22 protein-coding genes are annotated in these 25,609 nt (G+C 49.7%); 10 read left to right on the forward strand and 12 right to left on the reverse strand.

Features of this window, described 5'->3' with window-relative positions:
• Positions 1–82 precede the first annotated feature (82 nt).
• The gene (locus tag BMW93_RS29615) at positions 83–1,099 is read left to right on the forward strand and encodes a hypothetical protein (protein WP_143061743.1); all 1,017 of its coding nucleotides are present in this window, start codon (positions 83–85) and stop codon (positions 1,097–1,099) included.
• Here BMW93_RS29615 and BMW93_RS29620 read toward each other — a convergent pair.
• The 4 genes from BMW93_RS29620 to BMW93_RS29635 are packed head-to-tail and all read right to left on the reverse strand — an operon-like array spanning position 1,083 to position 5,811.
• Entirely contained in the window at positions 1,083–2,216 is a 1,134-nt protein-coding gene (locus BMW93_RS29620; protein ID WP_090385091.1) for a DegT/DnrJ/EryC1/StrS family aminotransferase, read from the reverse strand. The genes BMW93_RS29615 and BMW93_RS29620 overlap by 17 nt on opposite strands.
• 13 nt (positions 2,217–2,229) lie before the next feature.
• Positions 2,230–2,820, reverse strand: coding sequence for an acetyltransferase (locus tag BMW93_RS29625; RefSeq protein WP_090385093.1), 591 nt, complete (start codon positions 2,818–2,820; stop codon positions 2,230–2,232).
• Positions 2,814–3,392, reverse strand: a complete 579-nt coding sequence (locus tag BMW93_RS29630; protein WP_090385096.1) for a sugar transferase — start codon at positions 3,390–3,392, stop codon at positions 2,814–2,816. Before BMW93_RS29630 ends, BMW93_RS29625 begins: the two co-directional genes overlap by 7 nt.
• A gap of 4 nt (positions 3,393–3,396) precedes the next feature.
• On the reverse strand, positions 3,397–5,811 hold the full coding sequence (locus BMW93_RS29635; protein WP_090385097.1) for a thiamine pyrophosphate-dependent enzyme: 2,415 nt from the start codon (positions 5,809–5,811) through the stop codon (positions 3,397–3,399).
• A 207-nt stretch (positions 5,812–6,018) separates the two neighbouring features.
• On the opposite strand from BMW93_RS29635, the gene BMW93_RS29640 reads away from it, so the two are divergent.
• Complete coding sequence (locus BMW93_RS29640; RefSeq protein ID WP_019944729.1) at positions 6,019–6,417, forward strand: DUF1573 domain-containing protein; 399 nt, start codon at positions 6,019–6,021, stop codon at positions 6,415–6,417.
• A gap of 68 nt (positions 6,418–6,485) precedes the next feature.
• On the opposite strand, the gene BMW93_RS29645 is transcribed toward BMW93_RS29640, so the two are convergent.
• Positions 6,486–9,239, reverse strand: coding sequence for a putative LPS assembly protein LptD (locus BMW93_RS29645; protein ID WP_229240978.1), 2,754 nt, complete (start codon positions 9,237–9,239; stop codon positions 6,486–6,488).
• Between the two features lie 243 nt (positions 9,240–9,482).
• On the opposite strand from BMW93_RS29645, the gene BMW93_RS29650 reads away from it, so the two are divergent.
• The 4 genes from BMW93_RS29650 (at position 9,483) to BMW93_RS29665 (ending at position 14,002) form a co-directional block, all read left to right on the forward strand.
• A complete protein-coding gene (locus BMW93_RS29650; RefSeq protein ID WP_090385103.1) occupies positions 9,483–10,280 on the forward strand; it encodes an N-acetylmuramoyl-L-alanine amidase in 798 nt (265 codons plus the stop codon).
• Between the two features lie 128 nt (positions 10,281–10,408).
• Entirely contained in the window at positions 10,409–11,374 is a 966-nt protein-coding gene (locus BMW93_RS29655; RefSeq protein WP_090385106.1) for an MlaD family protein, read from the forward strand.
• A 105-nt stretch (positions 11,375–11,479) separates the two neighbouring features.
• On the forward strand, positions 11,480–13,093 hold the full coding sequence (locus BMW93_RS29660; RefSeq protein ID WP_090385109.1) for an acyl-CoA carboxylase subunit beta: 1,614 nt from the start codon (positions 11,480–11,482) through the stop codon (positions 13,091–13,093).
• 24 nt (positions 13,094–13,117) lie between these two features.
• On the forward strand, positions 13,118–14,002 hold the full coding sequence (locus BMW93_RS29665) for an NAD(P)-dependent oxidoreductase (RefSeq protein WP_090385112.1): 885 nt from the start codon (positions 13,118–13,120) through the stop codon (positions 14,000–14,002).
• A gap of 73 nt (positions 14,003–14,075) precedes the next feature.
• Here BMW93_RS29665 and BMW93_RS29670 read toward each other — a convergent pair whose 3' ends face one another.
• Positions 14,076–14,651 carry a DUF4136 domain-containing protein gene (locus tag BMW93_RS29670; RefSeq protein WP_090385115.1) on the reverse strand — a complete coding sequence of 192 codons (576 nt, stop codon included), beginning with the start codon at positions 14,649–14,651 and terminating at the stop codon, positions 14,076–14,078.
• 90 nt (positions 14,652–14,741) lie between these two features.
• Positions 14,742–15,776 (reverse strand): 3-dehydroquinate synthase, encoded by a 1,035-nt coding sequence (gene aroB, locus BMW93_RS29675; protein WP_090385117.1) that lies wholly within the window; start codon positions 15,774–15,776, stop codon positions 14,742–14,744.
• Positions 15,777–16,055: 279 nt separating this feature from the next.
• On the opposite strand from aroB, the gene BMW93_RS29680 reads away from it, so the two are divergent.
• Both BMW93_RS29680 and BMW93_RS29685 read left to right on the forward strand, forming a co-directional pair.
• Positions 16,056–17,114, forward strand: a complete 1,059-nt coding sequence (locus BMW93_RS29680; RefSeq protein ID WP_090385121.1) for a VOC family protein — start codon at positions 16,056–16,058, stop codon at positions 17,112–17,114.
• Positions 17,115–17,195: 81 nt separating this feature from the next.
• Positions 17,196–18,377: an ATP-binding protein gene (locus tag BMW93_RS29685; protein WP_090385123.1), complete on the forward strand. Its 1,182-nt coding sequence runs from the start codon at positions 17,196–17,198 to the stop codon at positions 18,375–18,377.
• A gap of 1 nt (position 18,378) precedes the next feature.
• Here BMW93_RS29685 and BMW93_RS29690 read toward each other — a convergent pair whose 3' ends face one another.
• Positions 18,379–19,383, reverse strand: coding sequence for a 1-acyl-sn-glycerol-3-phosphate acyltransferase (locus tag BMW93_RS29690; RefSeq protein ID WP_090385126.1), 1,005 nt, complete (start codon positions 19,381–19,383; stop codon positions 18,379–18,381).
• Positions 19,384–19,487: 104 nt separating this feature from the next.
• Between BMW93_RS29690 and BMW93_RS29695 the strand changes: the two genes are divergently transcribed.
• Together BMW93_RS29695 and BMW93_RS29700 are read left to right on the forward strand one after the other, a co-directional pair.
• The gene (locus tag BMW93_RS29695) at positions 19,488–20,528 is read left to right on the forward strand and encodes a hypothetical protein (RefSeq protein WP_090385128.1); all 1,041 of its coding nucleotides are present in this window, start codon (positions 19,488–19,490) and stop codon (positions 20,526–20,528) included.
• A 40-nt stretch (positions 20,529–20,568) separates the two neighbouring features.
• On the forward strand, positions 20,569–21,417 hold the full coding sequence (locus BMW93_RS29700) for a TIGR01459 family HAD-type hydrolase (RefSeq protein ID WP_090385130.1): 849 nt from the start codon (positions 20,569–20,571) through the stop codon (positions 21,415–21,417).
• A 2-nt stretch (positions 21,418–21,419) separates the two neighbouring features.
• Here the strand turns inward: BMW93_RS29700 and BMW93_RS35980 are convergent, their stop codons facing one another.
• From BMW93_RS35980 to BMW93_RS29715, 4 genes are all read right to left on the reverse strand, one after another.
• Complete coding sequence (locus BMW93_RS35980) at positions 21,420–22,847, reverse strand: FtsX-like permease family protein (protein ID WP_229240980.1); 1,428 nt, start codon at positions 22,845–22,847, stop codon at positions 21,420–21,422.
• Complete coding sequence (locus tag BMW93_RS35985; RefSeq protein ID WP_229240983.1) at positions 22,823–24,076, reverse strand: ABC transporter permease; 1,254 nt, start codon at positions 24,074–24,076, stop codon at positions 22,823–22,825. The genes BMW93_RS35980 and BMW93_RS35985 overlap by 25 nt, the downstream gene beginning before the upstream one ends.
• Positions 24,073–24,408: a PadR family transcriptional regulator gene (locus BMW93_RS29710; RefSeq protein WP_090385133.1), complete on the reverse strand. Its 336-nt coding sequence runs from the start codon at positions 24,406–24,408 to the stop codon at positions 24,073–24,075. Before BMW93_RS29710 ends, BMW93_RS35985 begins: the two co-directional genes overlap by 4 nt.
• A gap of 122 nt (positions 24,409–24,530) precedes the next feature.
• Positions 24,531–25,541, reverse strand: coding sequence for an N-acetylmuramoyl-L-alanine amidase (locus tag BMW93_RS29715; RefSeq protein ID WP_090385136.1), 1,011 nt, complete (start codon positions 25,539–25,541; stop codon positions 24,531–24,533).
• Between the last annotated feature and the right edge of the window lie 68 nt (positions 25,542–25,609).

Below are 25,609 nucleotides of genomic sequence, written 5' to 3' on the forward strand. Positions count from 1 at the left end.
AAGTTCGCCTCGAATTAATTAGTTTTTAAAAAAATAACGTTATGTTTGTAACCGATTGTTTACAAAACGTAACGTTATTTTTATGAAAAAAGTCTTAGCAAGCTTTATTTGCCTTTTCGCCTTGTCATGCGAAAAACCAGGTAATGATCCTGTTTCAAATTCTATCGAAGGATCAGGGATCGAATTCAAAGATGGGATTGCCGTATTCAACGACATGGAAACTTTCCTTTCAACGTCTGAGAAAATCGGCGCTCTAAATGGTAAGGATTATGATGAATGGAGCGAAAAAAACAAGTTTTATTCCCGCTACACCGAGTATCGGGAAGAGATTGGGAAAAAAACTATTTCTGAAATCAATCTTCGTCCAGAAGGGTCGCTAATCAAAAATGAAAAGGGCGGCTATTTCCAACTCAACAGCGTAAACTCGAACTACGCCCGCATTACAAACAAGGACGGACTAGTCATGATAGGTGGGAGCACTTATCAATTTACCTATTCAGAGATTAAAAAAATTGACGGGACCTCACAATCGTCAATCAGCTCGCTACTCAACAGCAAAACTGCGGCCGATTACCAAAGAAATCGGATAATGTCAAGTGAAGTCAAAGTCGTAAGTTCAACTGACCCAAATGCCAGAACATTCGACGAAAGTGTTGTGGTCGAACGTAAGACACAACAAGGTCCAGACATCAGCGGAGATGCTTTTTGGAACTGGTATCTAGACGCAACTTTGGAAATCAGAGGATATTCTCTTCCAGGCTGTGCAATCTGTCCGACTCCAACGCCTGGCGGATACATTTATCGCTACACCGCGGTAGTTGAGCTCTTCTACTATTCAGACGGACTGATTGACAAAGACAAAGAAACTCCTGAACGCTTTGAGCTAGCTTGGACGTACGTTCGTCACCATCCGCCGCTAGCTGAAAATCAAGGTGAAACAATTACCGGAAGCTATACAGAAAGTGGGGTGAATACAGTACTGAGAACAATATCGGATGGCGGAAAGATTCTAAGCTATGACATTGAAGCGAAAGCATTAGATGACAGGTTTAATGAAACGCTCAAAACTTCCGGTACTCGGATTATAAGAACTCAATAAAAGGCGGTGTCATTATTATTGAAATAATTGCCGTCAACTCCGAATCATCCAAATTTGACCCGGACGGCAAACAAAGTCCCCGCTCAAACAACCTTTCCGAAACGCTACCTCCAAACCGGGGTAGCGTTTCGTATATTTTCTGGCAATGCATCGGTTTCCACACCGGGCGCGATTCGATGCCTTGTTCTGAAAGCGCATTACGGACGTGAAAAGGTCGTTCCTCCTTATATTTCAAAATCAGGGCCGTCAGCCAGCGATTTGAAAATGTATAGCTGCTTTCCTCCTGAAATTCAATACCTCGAACTTCACTGAAAGAAGTTTGATAAACCTGGAAATTTGCCCTCCGCTGCATAACCCTTTCATCGATCACCTCCAACTGCCCCCTACCGATTCCCGCACAAACATTACTCATCCGATAATTGTACCCAACTTCATGGTGCTCATAATGTGCCACAGGTTCGCGGGCTTGCGTTGCCAGAAAGCGGGCCTTTTCAATGTATTTCGCATTATCCGACAGCATTGCACCACCTCCTGACGTGGTAATGATTTTATTTCCATTAAAAGACAAAACTCCAATATCCCCAAAAGTGCCCACTTTCCGGCCCCTGTATTCAGAGCCCAGGGCCTCCGCGGCGTCTTCAACCAATGGGATTTCATATTTTCTACACAAATACAAAATCTCGTCGAGCATGGCAGGCATGCCGTATAAATGTACCGCTATCACCGCTTTGGGCTTCCGTCCAATGCTCAAATAATGCCGGATAGCATCTTCCAACGCATTGGGACACATATTCCAGGTAACCGGCTCGCTGTCGATGAAAACCGGCGTTGCGCCTACATACATTACCGGATTTACGGTGGCGACGAATGTCAGCGATTGGCAAAGGACGATGTCATCTTTTCCCACGCCTAGTACCAGTAATGCAAGATGCAACGCTGCCGTACCCGACGATACCGCCAAGGCATGCTTACTACCGGTATAGCGACATAATCCCTCCTCAAATGCATCTATATTCGGCCCGACAGGGGCTATCCAATTGCTACCAAATGCGTCCTGAACATATTTCATCTCACGCCCGCTCATATGCGGGGGCGACAGGCATATTTTGTATTTCATAGTGTGTTTTGCGTTAATAAATGATCCTGGCAGGATTTCCTGCCACCTTCGCATAATCGGGCACATCGCTTACGACGATTGAACCCGCTCCGATTACACATTCCTTACCGATACTTATTCCCGGCAAAACTACGCTTCCCGCGCCCACGAGCGTGCATTCGCCTACGCATACATCCCCGCATAGCGTCGCACCCGGGCCTATGTGCGCGAAGTCGCCAACAATGCAGTCGTGATCTATAATGGCCGCAGTGTTGACGATGACATGATTCCCAACGCGGCAGTCGGCTTGTATGACCGCATTATGAACGATTACAATGCCCGGTCCCACCCGCGTCGTGGCATCGATCATCGCAGAAGGATGAATCGCTTGGCCCAGGGAGTGACTTATCTTTTCTGCTACCTTTCTGCGATCGTGATTGTTTCCGATGGCGATAACAAGTGGTTGCGCCGGGAAATATCCCGCATTATAATCACACAAAAAATCGTAGCCTCGCAATGTCGCATGACGCCAATTATCATCGAATATGCCGGTAACCTGCACTCCGGATGCCAGAAGAATGCTCGCGACCACCTTCGCATGCCCACCTGCGCCATAGATCAACATGTCGCATTTCCTTTAAATGGGACTACATCCACCCCGCTACCATCGGTTTTACGAACCAGCAAAAATCTCGAAGCTGTGGTCAGAATGATCCGAACATCCAGCATAAATGTGACGCTACGCACATAATGCAGGTCATACCCGAATTTCTCGTCCCAATTGAGCCTGTTCCGGCCATTGATCTGCGCCAAACCCGTCATGCCAGGCTTTACCGTATGCCGCACGCGTTGTTCGACATTGTAAAGAGGCAAATACTCGGCAAGCAACGGTCGTGGGCCTACGATACTCATATCGCCCACGAGTACATTCCAGAATTGTGGCAATTCGTCGAGCGAAGATGCCCGGAGCAATTTGCCAAGCCCGGTAAGGGGCCGGCCATTACCATGCATTGTCCTGAATTTCAGTATCCTGAAAAACCGTGCATTCAGTCCCGGTCTGGTTTGCAGAAAGAATGGGTTATCTCTGAAATGAACCCACAGAAGCGGAGGCAATACGACAAAAAACGGCAATGAGGTAATCAACCCCATTGCCGCCAGTAAAATGTCTAAGATTCTTTTTCCTTTTGAACGATACATAAGATCATACGTTAAACAGCTCCGGATATTTATCTGGGGCCGCTTCTCGCATGATTTCGTAAACAGTTTCAAAAATGTCGTCCATATTAGGCTTCGAGAAATAATCGCCGTCCGAACCATAGGGCGGGCGGTGATCTTTCGCTGCAATGGTTACCGGGGCAGAATCGAGCCAGCGGTAAGCCTGCTGTTTTTCCAAAACCTGTTGCATCATAAAACCCGATGCACTTCCGGGCAGGTCCTCATCGGCGAAAATAACCCGGTTGGTCTTTTTAATGGACTCCACTATCCTGTTGTCGACGTCGAAGGGCAGAAGTGTCTGCACGTCGATGACTTCAACTTCAATGCCTGAATGCTGCAATTGAGAAGCGGCCTCCATTACTATACGACACATTGAGCCGTAGGTAACAATAGTGACGTCATTTCCTTCCCTTAAAATTTCAGGCTGGCCTAGCGGAATGTAATAATCGCCCACGTTATCGGGCAAAATCTCTTTCTGACGGTAAGAATTGAGCGGCTCTACGATCAATGCAGGATCGTCTCCTTTCATTAATGTATTGTAAAAACCTGCCGCCTGTGTGAAATTCCTAGGAACGACTACGTGCAGACCGCGCAAGCTGCTCAGCATAGTTCCCATCGGCGAGCCGGAGTGCCAAATGCCTTCAAGGCGATGTCCTCTCGTACGGATGATCAACGGGGCACATTGGCCGCCCGCAGTCCGGTACCGGAGTGATGCCAGGTCGTCGGTAAGCGTCGCTAATGCGTAGTAGATGTAATCGAAGTATTGAATTTCTACGATGGGTCGCAAGCCGCGCATAGCCATGCCTATTCCCTGACCGATGATCGTCGTTTCGCGGATACCGGTGTCGGTAATGCGGACCTCGCCGTATTTTTCCTGCAAACCGGCAAAACCCTGGTTCACGTCGCCGATGAAACCGATGTCCTCGCCCAATGCGACCACGCGCGGGTCTTTTGCAAAAAGCGCATCGAAATAGGTCCGTATGACCTCGCGGCCGTCGACAGTAGGGCTATTATCCGAAAATATAGGGCTCACCGGCTCTACGAGCATGGGTGAATAACGCGTTTCGCTGTATAAATGGGTATTAAAACGCTCCTTGTTCGCTTTCAGGTTATCCTGCAAAAATGCCTGCAAGGTCCGTTTCTCACTATTTTCTTCTTTCCCTACAATTCTCAGCACCTTACGTACGACTGCGATCATATCCCTGCGAACGGGCAGGTAAGTTTTTTGAAGTTCGAGAATAGCATTATTGATCTCGGCGGTAGAAGTACTAGCCTGGGCTACATCCTGCAAAAGCCGGATCGTCTCGACGTATTCTTTATCCAGCTCCTTACGGTAAGCCTGCCATGCCTCATTACGTTCGCTGAGCGCACGTTCTTTGGATTCCGCTTCGATTTGTTCCAGCTCATCGTCCGTCGCGTAGCCGTTTTTCAATATCCAGTCGCGGAAACGCACGTTGCAATCGTGCTCGCGTTCCCAGGCCAACCGTTGTTTCGACTTGTAGCGCTCGTGCGAGCCCGAAGTGGAATGCCCCTGTGGCTGAGTGAGCTCGGTAACGTGTACCAGCACCGGCACATGCTGTTCCCGGCTGATTTTGGCCGCTTTCTGGTAAGTTTCCACCAATGCAGGATAATCCCAGCCGTTCACAGTCAATATCTCTATCCCCTCACCATCTTCATTACGCTGCAAGCCTCCCAATGCTTTGGAAATACTGCCCTTTGTCGTCTGATACTCAACTGGAACGGAGATTCCATAACCATCGTCCCAAACCGAGACGATCAGCGGAATCTGCAACACACCCGCCGCATTCATCGCCTCCCAGAACATCCCCTGAGACGTGGAAGCGTCGCCGATCGTGGCAAATACAACCTCATTCCCATTGCGGGAAAACGTCGTCATATCATGCAGTTCGGCATTTTCGCGAAATAATTTGGAAGCGTACCCGAGGCCTACCGAGCGTGGGATCTGCCCGGCGGTGGAAGAAATATCGCAAACGGAATTGTACAATTGGGTCTGATCGAGCCAGTCGCCATTCTCATCTACCCAGCGGGTCGAGAAGTGTCCGTTCATCGAACGTCCGCCGGTGTTCGGCTCGTGTTCGAGATCGGCGTGGGCGTACATTTGGGCAAAAAATTGCTGCCAGGTAAGGTTCCCGACAGCCGCTTCAATGGTCTGATCCCGATAATATCCGGAGCGAAAATCGCCCGGCTGAAAAACTTTGGAAAGCGCTATCTGTGCAACTTCTTTTCCATCTCCAAAAATCCCGAATTTAGAACGGCCGCCCATTGTATCCTTCCTCCCCAGCAAACTTACCTGACGACTCTCGCACGCGAGGCGATAATCGTCGATAATCTCTTCCTTACTCAAAACACTGGAACCGGTCAAACTATCATTTTGAAGCATAAGCAAAAATCACGGGTTTTAATCCGTAAGTTAAATTACGTTTTTTTGAATGCAAGCCAAAATTAGGCAGGAAAATAATAACCCCGGCATCGGAATGCCTACTTTTGGGGCATTGTTAATATTGGTTAATGATTATTATATTTAACTTTTTAAGCGTTAACCTTGTTTAACAATAAGTTTTTCACCACTTAAAGTATAGTTACAACTATGAAAGTATTCTTTTCAGCGCTGGTTTTAATCCTCGGGCTGACCACCGTAAGTTTTGCTCAGAAAGGTGTTCTGAAATTCAAAGAAGAAACACACAAATTCGGTAAAGTACCACAAGGAACTCCTGTGACACACGAATTTGTATTCACCAACACAGGTTCCGATCCGGTAATCCTTTCCAACGTAACTGTTTCATGCGGATGTACTACGCCCGTATGGTCGAAAGATCCTGTACTTCCAGGTAAAACCGGTTCAGTAAAAGCTACTTTCAACGCTGCTGCGGCAGGTCCTTTCAACAAGCCTGTAACTGTTTTCAGCAACACGGAAGGTGGTTCTATTACCCTTTACCTGAACGGAGAAGTGGTTCCTAAGGCAGCTGCCAAGCCATCATCCAAATAAGCATTATCCGCAAGCATTGCAGTGGCCGTTCCGTTGGGACGGCCATTTTTGTTTCCACAAATGACTGATTAATAAGCTGCTCTGTCGTAGAATGACCGGCGGCGGGTCACTTTCAGGTCTTGCAGGATCGCCGATTTCACCTTCAATGTGAAGCTGTAATTGCTCGCACGGGCCGCGCTGCCGGCAAATGGGGTCCAGTTGAAGCTCATATCCCAGCAATGCAGGTCGCGCGTGAGACCGAGCTGCGTGATAGTAGGCTCGAATGCAACGAAGTCAAAACCGGTACTAAGGGTTACTTTCAGGTTTTTGGACAAACTCAAATCACCCGTGGCCTGAATCGCCTGGATAATCTGTGCTTTCGACAAACCCGGCTTGGTAAGCCCGAAGTTGTAGTTCAGCGAAACGTTCCAGGGGATATTGAAATCTACGTACAAATCAGGGTTTTGCGCGATAAACTCTTTCGCTTCCTGTTTTGCAGCGGCATTAGGGTCGTTTGGATTGGTCGTTTGCGGGTTAGTGGTATTGGTGTTGGAAGAGCTGCTTTTTGGAGAGAAACTGGTTCCTAATGTAAACCCGAGGCTTTGCAAATTCGCAAGGCCCTGCCCGGAAGTGACGGCGTATTTGTTGACCTTCGTCCCGACCTGGTTCCCCACGATGTTGGGGTTCGCCACGTAAGTATACGGGTCGAGGTTCATGTTGAAATTCAGGTTCAGGTTACGTCCGATCCGCGCATTCGCATTGATAGTGATATTAGACAAATTCAATGAGTCGGCCAGGAGGTTGTAACTTCCTCCCAGGCTCAGGTTATCCAGCAGCGAAACCTTCTCGAACTGCTGAGCGGCGGTATCGCTTTTGCTTTTGAGCTTCATTTCGAATGAGTTGTTCAAACTGAATGAAATAACGCTCGACGCCCGCCCATTGGCCACGCCCGAACCCACGCCCCGGAACTTGGAGAGGGAAAGGTCTCGTACATTACCCTTTCTGTCCTCTACCTGTATCCGCTCGTAAAAACCGAACGCATCACCGGTAAAATCAGGCGTGTAAGTAAATGACACCGAAGGTATTACCGTGTGCCGGATAGCTTCCAGCCGCTTTCCACCGAAGAAGAATGTTCCATAGAAACGCGTGTTCATCCCCGCACCGAAGTTGTAGGAATACTCGGTACCCACTTTTCGCAACGTATCGATTTTGATCGAATCGCGGCCTGTTTTGGTGTATTGGTATTGTTTGGTGAATACCTCACCCGACAGCGACAGGCTCGGCGTGATATTCACAAAACGTAGTACTTTGAAGTTGGGTAGCGAGATCGGAAGGCTGTACCGGCCCGTGAACTGCGCATCTTTGAGCATTTCAGGCAGGTTATTGAGGTTGAACGCGACAACCTTTGTTTTGTTCAAACGCGTCGTATCGATTTTCGCGTCGGTTACGACAAAGCCGAGGGTGCTATAAGATGTGTCGATGGCCGTCAATGCATTGGCTAATGCATAGTTACCATTGAAGTCGAGCCCCAGACGGAAGCTCTCGTACCAGCGCCCGCGACCACCCTTCAATGCAAATGGGGCGATCTGGTTGACCCCGAAACTGAAATCGGTAGAAACGTTGGTCTTACCACCCACACGCTTTCCGTCGCTCTGCGGTGTAATCTGCCCGAAATTCTGGTTCACGCGCAACGATCCCGCCGCCCGCATATACTGCCCGAATGTGCGGTTATACTGCACCGAGGAGCTCGCGACGTTGGAGGTATACTTATTTACATCAAATGCCTGTTGCTGGTTATAGGTGTTGCTACTTACGTTCACATTCGCAGAGAACTGCGAGTTGCCGCGGGGTTTCGGCGCATGCGACCACAAAATGCTGAAATCGTTGGTATTTCCGGAACCGAGCTGCCGTTGCACCTCATCGCTGGATTTGTTCTTGTTGAAACGCAGCGAAAGGTTCCCTGAATACTGGTAGCGTTTGATATAGGTCGACGTAACCCCCAATCCCCAGCTGCTATTGGAATAGATCTGCCCTGTCACAATCGCGTTCACGTACTCGCTGATTGCGAAGTAGTAACCGCCGTCGCGCAGGTAAAACCCGCGACCATTTGGTTCCTCGCCATAAGTAGGAATAATTACCCCGCTCGTTCCATTCTCTTTCTTTTTGGGAAAAGGGAAAAAACCGAAAGGCAATCCGATCGGCAGCGGCACATCACTGATAACCAGGTTGAATGGCCCGGAGATCACCTGCTTTTTGTTCACCATCTTGATCTTCGGCGCATTGATGAAGTAATGCGGGTGTGTGAGATTACACGTCGTGTAAATGGAATGGCGGATGTAGAAATTACCTTCCGTGTCCTTTTTAACCTTATCACCACGGATGTTCCCGTCGCCTTCCTGGGTGACGATACCCTGGATCAGGGCCTTTTTGGATTTGAAGTTATAGCGTATCTCTTTGGTATTATACGTCTCCGGGCCATCCTGGAAAATCGGCTCTCCGGCCATCTTTTTAGCCGTTGAATCATAAGTCCCGATCGCGTAAACTTCGTTGGTAATCCAGTTGAGACGGATGTAATTGGCTTTGAGGTTAATAGTCCCGTAGGTCACTTCCGCATTCCCGTACAAATGCACCTGCTTCAAAACTGCGTCCATGATCGTGGAATCTTCCGCGGTATATTCTACGGTGTTTTCGAGGTCGTCAGGGTTTTTAAGCGAATCGGCGGCAGTGGAATCGGCAGCTAATCCTTTGCCTGTCAGTGTAGTATCTGCATTAATACCGCCTCTTGGAATGGACGCGCCGGGTTGGCCGGCACGGGAGGTATCCGCACCTGCTTGCTTTTGCACTGTAAGAAGGGAATCCGCTGATTGCTTTGCAGAAGTCGAACTTTTAAGCTTACCCTGATTTTTCCCGGAACCCTTGGAGCGTTGCTGCACACATGCCACAGTGCTGAACAGGAGAAACGCCACAACTACCGACGATATAATAATCGCCTTTCTTTTCAGTTCTAACAATTAGCGTATTTTTGCATAACGAATTTCAAAATTAGCAGAGAAACCCCTTTCGCGTAAGGCCCCAACTAAAAAATAATGTTAAAACTTCTTAAATTAGTAATTGTAACAAGTTTTTTGCTGGCGAGCGTCGCCTTTGTTTTTCAGCAAGAACCGGTTACTGCGAAGTCGGGAAGCAAGGTTAATACAGTTGTAATCGACGCCGGGCACGGCGGCAAAGACCCCGGCACGAGGGGCAAATATACCAAGGAAAAGGACGTCGCACTGGCCGTAGCTTTGGAGCTCGGTAAAAAGATCAAGGAAGAAACGCCGGATGTAAAAGTGCTCTACACACGTTCCACCGACGTATTCATCGAACTCGGCGAACGTTCCGCATTTGCCAACCGTAATAACGCCGACCTTTTCATTTCCATCCATTGCAATGCCACACCGCGTTCAAGATCCGTGAGAGGTACTGAAACGTTCGTGATGGGTTTGCACAAAACCGAGGGTAACCTCGAAGTCGCGAAACGCGAGAACTCGGTAATCTTGCAGGAAACCAACTATAAACAGAAATACAAAGGCTTCGACCCCGATTCGCCGCTCGCACACATTATGCTCGCGAACTACCAGAGCGCATTCATTTCAAGCAGTTTGAAACTGGCCGATCTGATCGAGAAGAAGTTCCAATCGGTCTCCGAGCGCGACAGCCGCGGCGTAAAACAAGCGGGATTCCTCGTACTATGGCGCTGTGCAATGCCGAGCGTACTCATCGAAACCGGCTTCCTCTCGTCCCCTGACGAGGAAGAATACCTGAGCTCCGATGCCGGACAGGAAGAGGTGGCCAAATGCATTCATTCGGCGTTTATGGCTTACAAAAAAGATATGGACCGGTAGCTCAACGGTCACATATTGCTTTGATTTGTCAAAACAATTTTTGATACTTTGGTGTTGAACCCTAAACCATCTGAAAGTTTAATACCGCCTAGCCTGCCGCTGATACACGCAGGACAAACAAATAGTCCATGAAAATATCAAGAGAAGCAAAAGTCGGAGTCATGGCACTTTTCGCCATTGTTATGCTGTATTTCGGCTTTCACATCCTTAAAGGCTCCGACGTTTTTTCCAGAACATATAAATACCACATTGTTTACGACAACATCGACGGACTGACGGCCTCCAATCCTGTTTTGCTTAATGGCCTGAACGTAGGCCGCGTCCAGGAAATCAAGCTGCTCCAAAACCGTGGAAACCATCTGCTCGTGACCATTGATGTGCAGAAAGGCATTGTTGTTCCGCAGGGAACAGGTGCGGTACTGGCCGACGGCGGTCTGCTGGGTGGTAAAGTTATCCATTTGGCCATGGGTACCGGTGCTCCGATGAAAGACGGAGACACACTCATCGCGAGAAAGGAATCGGGTATTTCCGCTGTTTTGCAAGAAAAAGCATTGCCGCTCGTTTCCCACGCCGATTCACTCATTAAAAACCTCGACCTCGTCGTGGGCGGTTTCCAGGAAACGGGTTTGATCCTCAACCAGGTTTTAAAAAACTATAACCAGACAGGCACCAGTCTGCAAGGGCTGCTGGCAGAAAACCGCTCGAACCTGCTGACGATGACCTCCAACCTCAACAAGCTTACCTCTTCACTCGTGGAAACCGAGAAAGAGCTGAAACCATTGCTTGCCAAAACCGGAACTCTGGCCGATTCGCTGAATGCATTGCGCCTCGGCGAAACCGTCACAAGCGCGCGGAAGACGATCGAAGAACTGCATACCCTGCTCGCAAGCGTCGAATCGGGCAAAGGAACGGCGGGCAAACTCGTGAAGGACGAGACATTGTACAACAACCTCAACCGCACGATGATCAGCATGAACAAGCTGCTCACCAACTTCCGCGAGCATCCGAAGCGTTATGTCAATGTGTCCGTTTTTGGTAAAAAAGACAAAGGGCCTGCCGAGTCGCCGCTGGACACCGCCACGACCATTAAATAGGGCCTTACGTTTTAAATAAATATGAAAGTCGTTTGCTTACCGGTAAACGACTTTTTACATTTGAAATAAGCCCATTTCCCATTACTCACACCATTCTTCATCATCATGACCAGCCAGGAGAGCCTACCACACCTTATCGAAATACTGAACGAGAAATACGAGCAGGTAAAGCTCGGCGGGGGCAAGAAAAAGATTGAAGCGCAGCACCAGAAAGGTAAGTTAGCAGCCAGGGAAAGGATCGCTTACCTGATCGACGAAGGTTCCGATTTTCTCGAAATCGGCGCATTTGTCGGCGACGGTATGTATGAGGAAGAAGGCGGCTGCCCGTCGGGCGGCGTGGTGGTAGGCATTGGGTATGTTTCGGGCAAGCAATGCATGATCGTCGCGAACGACGCCACGGTGAAAGCCGGTGCCTGGTTCCCGATCGCTGCCAAGAAGAACCTGCGCGCGCAGGAGATCGCGATGGAAAACCGCTTGCCGGTCATCTACCTCGTGGACAGCGCAGGCGTATACCTGCCTATGCAAGCCGAAGTTTTCGCGGATAAGGAACATTTCGGCCGCATCTTCCGGAACAATGCACAGATGTCGGCGATGGGCATTGTGCAAATTTCAGCCATTATGGGTGCTTGCGTGGCCGGCGGGGCTTATTTGCCGATCATGTCCGACGAAGCATTCATTGTGGAAGGTTCGGGTTCGGTGTTTCTAGCCGGGCCTTATTTAGTGAAATCTTCCATTGGTGAAGATATCGACGCCGAATCGCTCGGCGGTGCAGCCATGCATTGCGAAATCTCCGGCGTTACCGACAACAAGTTTCCCGACGACAAATCCTGCCTCGACGCCATTAAAAGGCATATCGATAAAATAGGTAAGCCATTATCAGCCGGTTTCGACCACAAAACACCACAGCAACCAACCCGGCAACCAGAGGAAATTTACAATCTTCTCCCGACAGACAGACTGAAACCCTACGACGTGCTACCTATTCTGGAATGCATTGTGGATAACTCGGAGCTCGATGAGTACAAACCCGATTACGGCAAAACCCTCATATGCGCCTACGCACGTGTGGGCGGCTGGGCGGTAGGCATTGTGGCTAACCAGCGCAAAATGGTGAAATCCGGCAAAGGTGAAATGCAAATGGGCGGAGTTATTTATGCCGAGGCAGCCGATAAAGCGGCACGTTTTATCATGAATTGCAACCAGAAAAAGATCCCGCTTGTTTTCTTCCACGATGTAACCGGCTTTATGGTCGGCAGTCGTGCGGAGCAGGGGGGCATTATCAAGGATGGTGCTAAAATGGTGAACGCAGTGGCGAATTCGGTGGTACCGAAGTTTACATTCATCATTGGAAATTCTTATGGTGCGGGTAACTACGCCATGTGCGGCAAAGCCTACGATCCCCGGCTGATATTCGCATGGCCAACAGCCCAAATGGCTGTCATGAGCGGCTCCACGGCGGCGCGGACATTGTTGCAAGTACAAACCGCGACATTGAAAGCCAAAGGCGAAACGATCACACCCGAGGCGGAGAAGGAATTGTTAAAACAAATTACAGACCGCTACAACCGCGAATTATCCCCCTACTACGCCGCCGCGCGCCTTTGGGTCGATGGCATCATCGATCCCGTAGAAACGCGACGCATTATTTCGGCCGGCATTCAGGCCGCCGATCAGGCACCTATCGAGAAGCCATTCAACGTAGGTGTCATTCAAGTCTGATTTTCACTATCCAAACCAATCATTATGTCTGAAAAAATAGCGTTTCTCGGACTCGGGAACCTTGGCACTCCTATCGCTGAAAGCCTGCTCGACGCCGGTTACGAAGTCGTAGTCTGGAACAGAACGGCCTCCAAAGCAGAACCATTAATCAAACTCGGCGCCACCGTCGTAGAAAACGCGATCGATGCCATCACAACCGGCGGGCTCGTATTTTCGGTACTGGCCGATGATACCGCCGTAGAAGAGCTATTTTCGATGGAACTCGTCGAAAAGCTTGGGAAAGATGGTGTACACGTTTCCATGAGCACTATTTCGCCGGAAACCTCGCGCCAGCTCGCGCAGGTGCACAAGTGGTACGGCGCGCATTATGTAGCCGCGCCCATATTCGCCCGCCCGGAAGCCGTACGCGCGAAGGTGGGCAACATTTGCCTTTCGGGTAATGCGGACGCGAAAGAGCGCATTAAACCTATTGTACAGAGTTTTGTAAAAGGTGTATTTGATTTTGGAGATGATCCGGGCGCGGCAAATGTGATCAAGCTGGCCGGTAACTTCATGATCGCTTGCAGCCTCGAAATGATGGGCGAGGCATTCACTATGGCCGAAAAGAATGGTATTTCAAGACAAAGCATTTATGAAATGCTGACGTCCACTCTGTTCGCGGCGCCTATTTTCCAGAATTATGGAAAGATTGTAGCCAATCACGCTTACGAACCCGTCGCATTCCGCTACCCGCTCGGTTTGAAGGATATCAATCTCACACTCCAGACCGCTTCGGATGTAAATGCGCCGATGCCGTTCGCCGATATTATCAAGAACCGCTTCATTTCCGGCCTCGCCAAAGGGCGCGAGCATCTCGACTGGGGCGCGTTGGCGCTCGGAGCGTCCGACGATGCCGGGCTGACCAAGTAGCGTCATCAAAAATGCCGGTCTCGCGTACCCCTGACAGAGCACGTGAGACCGGCATTTCACATAAAAAAGTAAATTATCGTCCAACCTGCTCGCTGTACCGCCGCGGGTCGTACCCTTTCGCGAATAGCGGATACTGGTCAAAAATGCGCCTTACAACGCTCCGGTAATGGTTATTGGAACTTTCCACTCCTTTGAATATCCCGGAAGCATAACCTCTCCAGACTACCTGGTCGCTCTCCGCGTCGATCAGTGAAACGATTAATGTACCCTTGTCGAGTGCATATTTGATCGGTTCGTAGCGGAATCCCTCGTTCTCCGTATCCACCCAGTTCTTGATCACCGGCTGCATGTAGCCCTGGTAACGCAGGTTATCATAGAAAATACCATAGTTCACCAGCAGCGTGGGCTTTTCGGCGGTGAGCTTGTAGCCCCTTACCTGCATCTGGCGGCGGATCGCCTCATAAATTTCCGTGCAAAGATTATTGGTATCCCTCTCACATTCCAGAAACGTATAAGAAGAGTAATCTTTAAAATTGGTTTCGTAGCTGTAATCATGCTCCACAAACACTTTCCGGCCACTGGAACACCCTGCAATCACGACTACGAGCAGTAAAGCGGCATAAATAAAAATAGACCTCAGCATAAGCATTTAAATTTGTCAGGTTGTGAATTAAAATATATCAAGAATGTATTTCGATACGCTCTTACCCTACCAATAGCTTATGCCTTACCTGTAAATCTATCCCAAATAATAAGCTATTGATCTCCGCATTTCAGCAGCCGTTACTACTATATCAAAGGCACATTGCCCGGCCCCTTTCAGCAATGAAAACCTGATTTCCTTTCCTTTGTTCTTCTTGTCCTGGCGCGTCAGCGCGATAATCTCCTCGATATCCTCCGGCTTGATCTTCACCTTGCCGTAGGTCGCAAAAAGAAACTCTTCAATATCCGTCAGCGTCTGCTGGTCGATCATTTTCCGCTCGAACGACAGGTACGCTTCCATGATCATCCCCACTGCGATCGCTTCGCCGTGGAAAAGCCGCTGGTTGGCGGTTTTATTCAAAAAGCACGTCTCCACCGCGTGGCCGAGCGTGTGCCCGAAATTCAATATCTTCCGCAGGCCTTTCTCCGTCGGGTCCTGGTCTACCACCTGCTGCTTGATCTTCACCGAATGCGCGATCAGGTCCGGCCAGTTTTGTTGTTCAAAATCCTTCGCCCGGATTTCCTCCCATTTCGCACCGTCGGCGATCAGGCAATGCTTGATTACTTCCCCAAATCCCGACCGTATTTCCCGCTCCGGCAAAGTCTTCAAAAACACCGGGTCGATGAGCACGCTTTTCGGAATATTGAAAACGCCCAGATGGTTTTTAAATCCCTGAAAATCAATCCCCAACTTTCCTCCCACACTCGCATCGACCTGCGAAAGCAAAGTCGTCGGTACCTGGATAAAATCTATTCCACGCTTGTACACCGCGGCGCAAAAACCGCCCATGTCGCCGATCACCCCGCCGCCTACATTGATCACCAATGCATGCCGGTCGAGTTCTTCTTTGGTCATGGCCTCCCATATTTTCTCGCAAGTCGCCAATGTCTTGTGCGCCTCGCCGCTGGGAACGGTTACAACACTATGCTTGGGTAAAAAAGCCTTCAAAATCGGATAACAATGCCTTTTGGTGTTGTTATCGGCTATTACTACAATTTTTGAATACTGCTTGGAACTCAAAAAATCCGGTAAGCTCTCGCCTATCGGTGCAATTACTACTGACTGGTTCATTCTAGACTATCATTGAGACGGGCTCATCACAGATACGATGAGAGCAACCAAATGGATGCGTTGATTTCCAGGTTTTTAAAATAAAATTTTGGAAAACCATTTTAAAGATAGCAATTATTATGCTTTTCAAATAATCATTTAGTTTTTGTATCCCGAGATTTTTTTCCACAGGCCGCATTCACGGTTCAAACGCCTGTGCCACGGCTCGTTTGCTTTTTATTTTGTAAAATTGCCCCTTCTTTAAGATTATCCACCTTTATCCTCATAATAACCTCAACAATGAGTGCTCCGCTGATCTCTGGAATTCAACAGGTAGGAATAGGTTGCCAGAACGTGCCCGAAACCTGGAAATGGTACCGGCAGGTGCTGGGTTTCGACGTACCCATATTCGATGAAAAAGCCGACGCCCCGCTCATGACGCCCTATACCGGCGGCAAAGTACAATCACGGCAGGCCGCACTGGTCATCAATATGGCCGGCGGCGGCGGACTGGAAATCTGGTCGTTCACCAGCCGCGTTTCCCAACCCGCGAATTTCAAAGTGGAACTCGGCGACCTGGGCATTAATGCGATCCGTTTCAAGGCACCCGACGTCAAAAAGGCCCACGAATGGGTGAAAAGCCATTCCAAAGAGGCCACCGGTCCGCTCGCGAAGCTGCCCGAAGGCGAAGGTTTTTGGGGTACGGACCCTTATGGCAACCTGTTTCAGATCACCAGCGACGCTACCTGGTTCCAGACCAAGGGCAAAAACGTCGGCGGCGTGGCGGGTGTCGTGATCGGCGTTTCCGATATCGATAAGGCGGCGGTTTTCTACCAGAACCTGCTGCAACCTTTAAATGTAGTGTATGATAAAACCGGCGTTTTCGAAGACCTGCCGACTTCCATTCCAGGCCAGCGCTTCCGCAGAATGCTCCTCCGCAAAAACTTCACCCCCGACGGCGCATTCAGCCGCCTGCTCGGCGACGTGCAGATCGAGCTCGTACAAGCGCTCGACCGCATGCCCAAGAAAATATTCGAAAACCGTTATTGGGGCGATTGCGGGTATATCCACCTCTGTTTCGACACGCTGGATATGGACACGTTGAAAACCAAACTCCAGGCGCAAGGTTACCCATTCACCGTCGACAGCGAAAGCTCATTCGGCATGGAGAATGCGGCCGGCCGCTTTGCCTACCTTGAAGATCCCGACGGAACATTGATCGAACTCGTGGAGACGCATAAAGTGCCCATTCTGAAAAAGCTTGGCTGGTTTATGGATTTACAGAAACGCGGGCTAAGGAAACCTTTGCCGAACTGGATGTTGAAGGCGATGGGGCTGGGAAAGGTGAAAGACAAATAGTACTAATTTTCTCTTTATTAAATACAATTATTTGAAATTAACCATGTAAATTTGTACTTCAATGTTAAATTTACATGGTTAATGATCAACAGGGCTCTTGAACAAAGCATTCTTCGCTCGCTTAACTACTTTCCGATAGTCGGGATTTTAGGACCGCGCCAGGTCGGGAAAACGACGTTGGCAAGAAAGCTTATGGACGAGTTGAGCAAGCCCGCCATTTACTATGATCTCGAATTACAAGAAGATTTCGAAACGATATCTCAAAATACGACGTGGATTCTCGAAAGCAATATCAACAAGACTATCGTAATCGATGAAGTTCAGCGCCTGTTACCGCTATTCCCCCAATTCCGCGCGTTGGTGGATCGCAAGCGTGAGGCAGCACGTTTCATACTATTAGGATCAGCATCGCCAGACTTCCTTCAAAAAAGCTCGGAGTCACTCGCTGGCAGGATCGCCTATCACGAACTGTCACCTATCCTGCGCTCCGAGGCCGAACGCGCCTTTATTTCGCAGGTAACGCACTGGCATCGGGGCGGTTTTCCGGATGCACTCCTCGCACCCGATAACGATTATTGGTTTCAATGGCAGCAAAACTTCATCAAAACCTATGTAGAACAGGATTTGTCCCAACTAGGTATTAATGCGACCATCCCGGTAATCAACAATTTCCTTCGGATGATCTCACATTTGCATGGCTCGCTGCTCAACTATTCTACATTAAGCAATTCGCTCGGGATGGCTAATCCCACCGTCAAGCGCTACATCGATATTCTGGAACAGGCCTATCTCATCCGCCGATTGGAGCCTTGGTTCGTAAACGCTAGCAAAAGGATCGTCAAAAGCCCCAAAATCTACATTCGCGACTCGGGTAATCTGCATTTTCTCAGCAATATCCGCCATTATGAAGATCTGATTACACATCCTATCGCAGGTGCATCCTGGGAAGGTTATGTGATTGAGCAAATCATTCCATTGCTCGACCCGGCAATCCGACCGTATTTTTATCGAACGTCCAATGGAGCTGAAATGGATCTGGTGCTGGTAGACGGCATTACGCCGGTAGTTTCTATTGAAATAAAACTATCGCTGGCGCCAGCCCTCAAAAGAGGCTCAACCGAGTCGGCTGCCGACTTGAAAACAATGCACAATTATGTAGTAACACCAAATGGCGGCAATGTCGCAGTTCGCCCTCAATGGATACACTGCAATATCCACGAGCTGATCGAGCATTTGAGAACACTTAAAATAATTGCGGAATAACCTAGTATTTGCTCCCCACCCAGGCCAGCAGCGGCAGCGCTACAAACAGCCCCAACCCAGCCTGCCAGCCCATAAATGCAGCAACAATAATCGAAAGCAGCGCAACAATCACCGGATATAAATACAACAGCATTCCAAACAGCACAGAATCATAGAAAACCGATCTGGCGGTCAGTTTCGCTGCTTTTTTCTCGAAAAAGGAGTATAACGGCATGTGAATTATGCGACCAATCCAGCCTAATGCTCCAAGTAATGGGTTACTTTTCGTTTTTGGCGTCGCGCATTTATCGAAGAATGCATTCAGCTGACGTTGCTGCTCGGCCTTGGATGCGTCCGCAGGAATGGTCAGGATTTCCGCATTCATTTTCTGGTCGAGAATGTCGTTGAACTCCCGGAGCCACTTTTCGTATTCCTGCGGGCTGGTCTGAATGTCGTCGGCGGCAATGGCTTCCCCGAAATTCAGCGAAACGCGCTTGCCCGGGCCGCGGAAGTTTTCATAGTTCAGGCCGGTCGGGATGACCTTCATGCTTTGCAATGCGTCGTCGCCGTACCAGATTTTATACGCCATCCGGGCGGTACCTTTGCCAAGCGGGCGCAGGCGCCATTCATTTACACAAATACCTTCCGAGAATACCACTACGGCGTCGCCCTGTTTCAGCGCATCATGGCTTTCTTGTGCCGTAACATCATGGTTTTTAAGATATTGCCTACCTTCCGAGCCGCGAAAAACCGGGATCAGGTTGATCTGCCGCAGCCAGAATGCGGCCGCTTTTTTGCGGAAAACGTCCCCGCGTGTGAGCGTATGAATGGGTTGTTCGAGCACGGAACCGATCACGACCGCGTCGAAAAAAGAATCGGGGTGGTTGGAGGCCAGCAGCAGCGGCGCCCCTTTGGGTAATTTATCGAAATTGACGACGCAAAGCTTCCTTAGATAAATAGGCAATGCGAGGCGGACCAGAAAACGCGAGAAAAAGTAAAACAAAGTTGAAAAAGTAAGTTTTTGCAAAATTATGCGATTATTTTTTTATTCAATCCTAACAGCCAGGGTATTCTGCTCCGGCGAGTTTGCTACCTTTGGTGCCATCTGTAAAGCCAAATGCGAGATCAGGAATGCGTTTAAAAGATTATCCCGAAATTATCCGGAAGGCCTGGGCAGGGTTCGATAATTCGATCGGGGTCAAATTTGTAGAAGATATCAGTGCCAAAGTTTCGACCAACCACGTTTTCCGCGTCACACTCGACAATGACGACAAAGTGGTTGCGAAGCTTTCCTATTTTGGAAAATACGAGCATTTCAAAGAGGACCACCGGATCATCCAGGCCCTTTCCAATAACCTGCTTTACCCGTTTGAAAACGTCCTCGCGAAATCCCTGGTGAAGAATAACCAGGTTTATACCTATCGCTATCAGGAGGATTTCGTCGATACCTGGGTAGTTTTTTACAACCCTATCCGCGCCATGAACCGCATGCCGCGGCGACTGGAAGAGGAGCATATCCGTAAGCTGGGCACCGAAACCGCTAAGTTTCACCAGGCATGCTTCCGGGCGAGCCGGTCTATTCCAAAATCGTCCAAAAACCTCCGTACCGACATTCAGCATCTGCTGGAAATCCTGGATACCGATACCGGCCAGTACGAGCACCGGGGGTATATCAATATTCTCCAAAAACAGTGCGATATTTTCATGAAGAATATCCAGCGCCTGAACGTCAGCTCGTTCGACCTCATGCCTGTTTTTGTGGACTGGAATATCGGGAATTTCTCGGTTACCGACGATTTGAAGCTTTTTTCCCGCTGGGATTACGACTGGTTCCGCGTATCGTCGCGGGTGATGGATTTCTATTTTTTCAGCCGCGTATGCTCCAACGTGGGCGACCGCACGGTGTTCAGCTACCTCATTGGGCCGCTGATGGAAGAGCGGTTTATTATGTTCTTGCAGGAATACCACAAAGTGTACCCGCTCACCGAAAACGAGGTGCGCTTCATGAAGGAAGCCTACCGCTTTTTTATATTGAATTATGTGATCAAATACGGCAAATACTTCTTCCACCGCTCGTATTGCACCAAGTTGCAACGTGAGGCCTATGAGCTGTATTTCCCGTCGATCGACGGCTTCGATGCCGACAAGATCCTTCGCGCCCTGAAAATCTAGCCACCTCTATCATCCTATTCACTCCAAAGACACCAACTGTATGGTACTCGATAATTTTAGATCTGTCCTTTCAAAATACGATGTCATTTTCTTCGACGCATTCGGGGTACTCAAAACGTACAACGGGCTGATCCCCGGCATTGAAAATACGTTTGCCTACCTCCGCGAGCACGAGAAGGATTTTTATGTGGTTACCAACGACGCCTCGCGCAGCCCGGAGCAGCTTGCACAAAGCTATGTGAACCTGGGGATTAACGATGTGACGCCCGACCGGATCATCTCATCGGGCATGCTCGCGCGCGAGTACCTCGAATTGAAAGTAAGAAAAGGCACCGTCGCCTATCTTGGAACCGAAAACTCGGCGCACTACATTGAAACCTCGGATCTCAAAACGCTCTCTATCCGCCAATTGGATTTGAACAATGTCTCCGATATCAATGCATTGGTATTTCTGGACGACGAAGGTTTCGACTGGAATACTGACCTGACCAAAACGCTCAATCTGCTGCGCAAACGGAATATCCCGGTGATCGTGGCTAATACCGACAAAACTTATCCCGCATCCAAAAGCCGCGTTTCTTTCGCCATCGGCGCATTGGCCAAGATGATCGAGGACACGATCGGCCGGCAATTCATCCGCTTCGGTAAACCCGACCCGCAGATGTTTATTTTTGCCTATCAACACATTAAAAACTACCCTAATGTGAACAAAAAGGATATTCTAATGGTAGGCGACACGCTGAATACCGACATTCTGGGCGGTAACAAGTTCGGCCTCGACACCGCCCTGGTGCTCACAGGTAACACGCAGGCGGAAGACGCGGAGGTACGCATCCGTGCGACGGGCATTATCCCTACTTACATTTGCGTGTCGGCGGTAGTGGAATAAGGTTATTCGCTCCGCAAACTCACGACCGGATTGGTTCTTGCCGCCCGCATGGATTGAATGGAAATGGTCAGGATTGTGATCAGGGTTGTTATTCCAATGGTCAATGCGAAGATCCACCAGCCGACATCGATGCGGTAGGCATATCTTTGGAGCCAATTGGCCATCAGAAACCAGCCTAATGCCGCCGCAGGTACAAAACCTATGACCAGTAACCGCCCGAAATCCCTTCCGAATATCCAGAGCACCTGGTTCTCGGTAGCACCGAGCACTTTTCGCACACCGATCTCTTTCGACCGGGATTCGGCCATGAAGGTGACGAGCCCGTACAAGCCGAGGCAGCCGATGAGAATCGCGATGGCGGAAAATACGCGGATCAGGCCCAGCAGTATTTGTTCGGTGGAATAGAAATCGTTGATCTTCTCTTCCAGAAAACCGGAATGGTAGACATTCTCCGGGAACAATTCATTCCAGGCCTTTTCAATGCGGGGTAACGTCGCATTCATCGTGCCGGTTTGAAGCTTAATGGCCGTCATCGCATAAGCGGCAGGCTCGTTGACCACGGCCGCGGGCTGCGCGGAATTGCTCAGCGGGTCCAGGTTAAAATCCTTGATAACCCCGACAATCGTACGTTCGCGGGCAAAAAGCCGGATGTCCTTGTTCAAAATGTCTGTCGGATTCTTGATTCCCAGCTGTTTCAGCATCGCCTGGTTTACGAGTGCTTCCCGACGCGAAGTATCCCCGGATTCCAGGTTCCGCCCGGCCAGCATTTTTAATCCAAAAACAGGCACATAATGGTCGTCCCCGATTCGAACGCGCACCTGGAATTTCTCCTTTTCCATGCGGTGATCGAATGTAAATGGCTCATCGGTATCCATTTGGGACATAGGCGGTTCTCCACCCAGCGCCACTGCCCGCACACCCGGCATTGTCCCGAGCTGATTCGTCCAGGCGTCGGTTCTCGCCGCATTACCACCCGGAATGCCCACCATCAGAATGGCTTCGCGATCAAATCCGGGATCGGCCGTTTTCAAATGCTTCACCTGTGCCGACATCACAATCACCCCGATAATGAAAAGCTGCGTGATAAAAAACTGCACGACCACCAGGCTCTTCCGTACCGAAAACCTTCCATTGCGCCGGGCTCCGGGCTTGCCTTTCAATGCGGCCACCGGATTGAAGCGGGCTAGCACAGCCGACGGGTAAAGTCCGGCGAGCAGGATCACCAGCATTACCAGGCTTCCAAACCACCATATCGCGTGGGTATTTAATAAATCCAGCACAGAAATGTCTGCGCGAAGCATCCACAATGCCCCGTTCAGCATCGGCAGGTTCAATTGGGTAAGCAGCAATGCCATGACGAAAGCCGCCCCGCACAAAATCGCCGTTTCCAGCATAAATTGTCCGATCAGCTGCGCCCGCGAGCTGCCCATTGTTTTACGAACCCCACTTCCTTCGACCGTCTGACCGCCTGGGCTGTGGAGAGGTTAATAAAATTCACACAGGCCGCAATCACCAGAAACACGCCGACGAGAATCAATGCATATAAAATGGGACGTGGCGCCGGGCCGTAACCGGGCATATGGAACATTTCGTGCAGCGGGATTGTCCGCATTTTGTACGTTGCTGCGTCCTTTGCATTGTAATGCTTCCGTGTGATTTCCGCCAGCGTCTGGTCCAGCCGAACCACATCGCTGCCCTCTTTCAATGCTACCCAGCACATGGTAACGGGCTCGCCCCAGGTTTGCATCATGCCAGGCTCATTCCACAAGCCCGGCAACGTGGAGTAGGAAATGAGCACGTCGTACCGCAGTTGCGAGTTGGAAGGCGGGTTTTCGATAATACCAGTTACCGTAAGGTCCGTTTTATTATCCAGCCGTAATACCTTACCGATGGCCTGGTCCGTACCGAAATACTTTTTCGCATACTCCCTCGATAGCACGACGGTATTGGGAGCGCTTAATGCCGCCCGCTGGTCACCTGTCGCCCATTCAGAATCGAAGACTTTGAAATACTCCGGTTCTGTGAAACAGATATTCCGGGATTCTTCAAATTTCTTTGACATGCCGCCCTTCCCATCCGGGACACCCACTAATGCGCCGAATACATTGTTCAGTCGCACGGCACTTTCAACAAACGGATATTCATCGCGAAGAACCTGTCCGACCGGCCTCGGCGTTACGTCTGTCGGCTGCGGTTTATCATTCAGAATATCGGTAACGACCCAATAAATGCGGTCCGATTTGGCGTGATAGCGGTTAAAACTAAACAGGTAACTTACAAGCAGGAAGATCACCAGTCCGCTCGTAAGCCCAACCGACAGGCCCAGAATGCTGACAATGCTGGTCGTACGATTGCGCCAAAGGTTCCGCAGGGCGATTTTGAAGTAATTGTTAAACATGGCCGCGTATGGGGTCTGATGATTCGAATTAGTCTGCGTCCTCAATGCTTTTGACCAGCCAGCCCGTTCGAACCCGAACCGCAGGCGGATGAAACCTATTACATTCAGGGAATAGCGCCGGCTCGCCTCCTTCCGGCCAAGAGCCAGGTAATCGGCTTGAAAACGTTCGTAGAGATCGCCTTGCACTTCTTCCAGCAAATGGGGTGTGCACAACAACCTGAGCAGGGCGTCGGCCCAGCGGGGAGGACGAGGAGGGTTCATATCGTGGGTATTAATGTATCTGGTCCAATCGCATTCCAAAGGCGGTTTCGCATTTCCTTGATCTCCGATAATGTCGCGGCGCCCAATGCAGTCACAACAAACAGTCGCTTGCGCCTGCCGCCACGCTCGGCCGTCGCTTCTCCTAAATGCGATGCCAGCATTCCTTTTTCTTCTAACCGGTGCAATGCAGCGTGCACAGCGCTGATATTGGCCGAGCGGCTCGTCTGGTTCTGCAACTCATCGGCGATAGCCACGCCGTAAGCTTTATTTTTAAGCACAGCCACGGTCAGCAAGACCAGTTCTTCAAATTCTCCAAGGTAAGTCCGCTTCATTATTTTATATATTTCACTTTTGTAGATAAAATAATCATGCCAATTTGAAAGATACTTATATATCAATTAATTACATATGAAGTAAAGTGAGTTTTTGTCCGCAACCGGACGGCCTTCATTCGTTAGCGGACGGCAGGCGTAGCCGAGACGGGCACATAATATTCGCGAAAACGTTGGTCCTCCTGCCCGGCCTCGACGGCTTTGCCCAATTTCCGAAGCAAGACTGCGCGGTTCTGATGGCATTGTCCGGCTACCCAGGAATCGGGGAACGAGCGGGCCGAGCGTGTGAAAAGCTCGTACGATTCGCGAAGTAATGCGGTATCCCGTTTGGCCATAAACACTTTTCCCTCCTCAAAATCCTGCCGCCAGCGCTTTGCAATAGGCGTCATACGCTCCGCTTCCTGGAACACTTTGAATGCGGGTATCACGGGGACTTTCGAGTTTTTGGCCGCGATCGGCGCGACGGGTTTTGTAAAAAACGCGATAATGGCCTCGGTGTAGGCCAATGCTTCTTTCTGGTTATGTGCCGGTTGTTTGAGGCGCTGCTCTTCGGAAGGATTTGTGAAAAACGAAGCTTCCGCCAGAAGTCCAGGCATTCCGTAGGTATTTCTGAGTACGGAAGCGCCGGCATCGGCAAATATGGTGAAGTCGGAAACGAGGGATACCGGGGTATTGGGTTTATGTAAATATTTCAATAACCGCCCGGCCAGCTCTTTACCAAAATCCACACTGGCTACATTCTCCGACATATTTCCATGAAAATAAATGATCGGGAAATTTACGGAAGAGTCCGCAGTCGCATTATGGTGGATCGACACGAACAGATCGGCTTTGCGGTCTTTGGCAAGTTTCGAGCGGTCGAGCAATGGCACTTCGACGTCCTCGACGCGCGTCATGACTACTTTTGCACCTTTCTTTTCGAGCATTTTTTGCAATAGGAATCCAACGCGCAGGTTCACCCACTCCTCCCGTTCGCCACCCGGGCCGACACGGTAACTATCGGTAGCGGCGGTACCCCCGTGGCCGGGGTCTATACAAATGATTTTTCCTTTCAGCGGCTTTCGTTTCGATTGCGCTACGATAATTGGAATGATACCAACGAAAAATAACAGGGTCAGGAGAATACGGTTCATGGGCTTAGTATAATGGATTCATAAATTAGGAATGATCAGGCGGTTGCGCAAGCCTTGCGCACGGTTTC

The organism is Dyadobacter sp. SG02 (genome assembly GCF_900109045.1).
GTDB lineage: Bacteria > Bacteroidota > Bacteroidia > Cytophagales > Spirosomataceae > Dyadobacter.

What these genes read in the sequence shown, in the direction of transcription:
- BMW93_RS29615 (WP_143061743.1), top strand. Translation starts at nt 83, where the DNA reads ATGAAAAAAGTCTTAGCAAGCTTTATTTGCCTTTTCGCCTTGTCATGC.
- BMW93_RS29620 (WP_090385091.1), bottom strand. Translation starts at nt 2,216, where the DNA reads ATGAAATACAAAATATGCCTGTCGCCCCCGCATATGAGCGGGCGTGAG.
- BMW93_RS29625 (WP_090385093.1), bottom strand. Translation starts at nt 2,820, where the DNA reads ATGTTGATCTATGGCGCAGGTGGGCATGCGAAGGTGGTCGCGAGCATT.
- BMW93_RS29630 (WP_090385096.1), bottom strand. Translation starts at nt 3,392, where the DNA reads ATGTATCGTTCAAAAGGAAAAAGAATCTTAGACATTTTACTGGCGGCA.
- BMW93_RS29635 (WP_090385097.1), bottom strand. Translation starts at nt 5,811, where the DNA reads ATGCTTCAAAATGATAGTTTGACCGGTTCCAGTGTTTTGAGTAAGGAA.
- BMW93_RS29640 (WP_019944729.1), top strand. Translation starts at nt 6,019, where the DNA reads ATGAAAGTATTCTTTTCAGCGCTGGTTTTAATCCTCGGGCTGACCACC.
- BMW93_RS29650 (WP_090385103.1), top strand. Translation starts at nt 9,483, where the DNA reads ATGTTAAAACTTCTTAAATTAGTAATTGTAACAAGTTTTTTGCTGGCG.
- BMW93_RS29655 (WP_090385106.1), top strand. Translation starts at nt 10,409, where the DNA reads ATGAAAATATCAAGAGAAGCAAAAGTCGGAGTCATGGCACTTTTCGCC.
- BMW93_RS29660 (WP_090385109.1), top strand. Translation starts at nt 11,480, where the DNA reads ATGACCAGCCAGGAGAGCCTACCACACCTTATCGAAATACTGAACGAG.
- BMW93_RS29665 (WP_090385112.1), top strand. Translation starts at nt 13,118, where the DNA reads ATGTCTGAAAAAATAGCGTTTCTCGGACTCGGGAACCTTGGCACTCCT.
- BMW93_RS29670 (WP_090385115.1), bottom strand. Translation starts at nt 14,651, where the DNA reads ATGCTTATGCTGAGGTCTATTTTTATTTATGCCGCTTTACTGCTCGTA.
- aroB (WP_090385117.1), bottom strand. Translation starts at nt 15,776, where the DNA reads ATGAACCAGTCAGTAGTAATTGCACCGATAGGCGAGAGCTTACCGGAT.
- BMW93_RS29680 (WP_090385121.1), top strand. Translation starts at nt 16,056, where the DNA reads ATGAGTGCTCCGCTGATCTCTGGAATTCAACAGGTAGGAATAGGTTGC.
- BMW93_RS29685 (WP_090385123.1), top strand. Translation starts at nt 17,196, where the DNA reads ATGATCAACAGGGCTCTTGAACAAAGCATTCTTCGCTCGCTTAACTAC.
- BMW93_RS29695 (WP_090385128.1), top strand. Translation starts at nt 19,488, where the DNA reads ATGCGTTTAAAAGATTATCCCGAAATTATCCGGAAGGCCTGGGCAGGG.
- BMW93_RS29700 (WP_090385130.1), top strand. Translation starts at nt 20,569, where the DNA reads ATGGTACTCGATAATTTTAGATCTGTCCTTTCAAAATACGATGTCATT.
- BMW93_RS35980 (WP_229240980.1), bottom strand. Translation starts at nt 22,847, where the DNA reads ATGGGCAGCTCGCGGGCGCAGCTGATCGGACAATTTATGCTGGAAACG.
- BMW93_RS35985 (WP_229240983.1), bottom strand. Translation starts at nt 24,076, where the DNA reads ATGAACCCTCCTCGTCCTCCCCGCTGGGCCGACGCCCTGCTCAGGTTG.
- BMW93_RS29710 (WP_090385133.1), bottom strand. Translation starts at nt 24,408, where the DNA reads ATGAAGCGGACTTACCTTGGAGAATTTGAAGAACTGGTCTTGCTGACC.
- BMW93_RS29715 (WP_090385136.1), bottom strand. Translation starts at nt 25,541, where the DNA reads ATGAACCGTATTCTCCTGACCCTGTTATTTTTCGTTGGTATCATTCCA.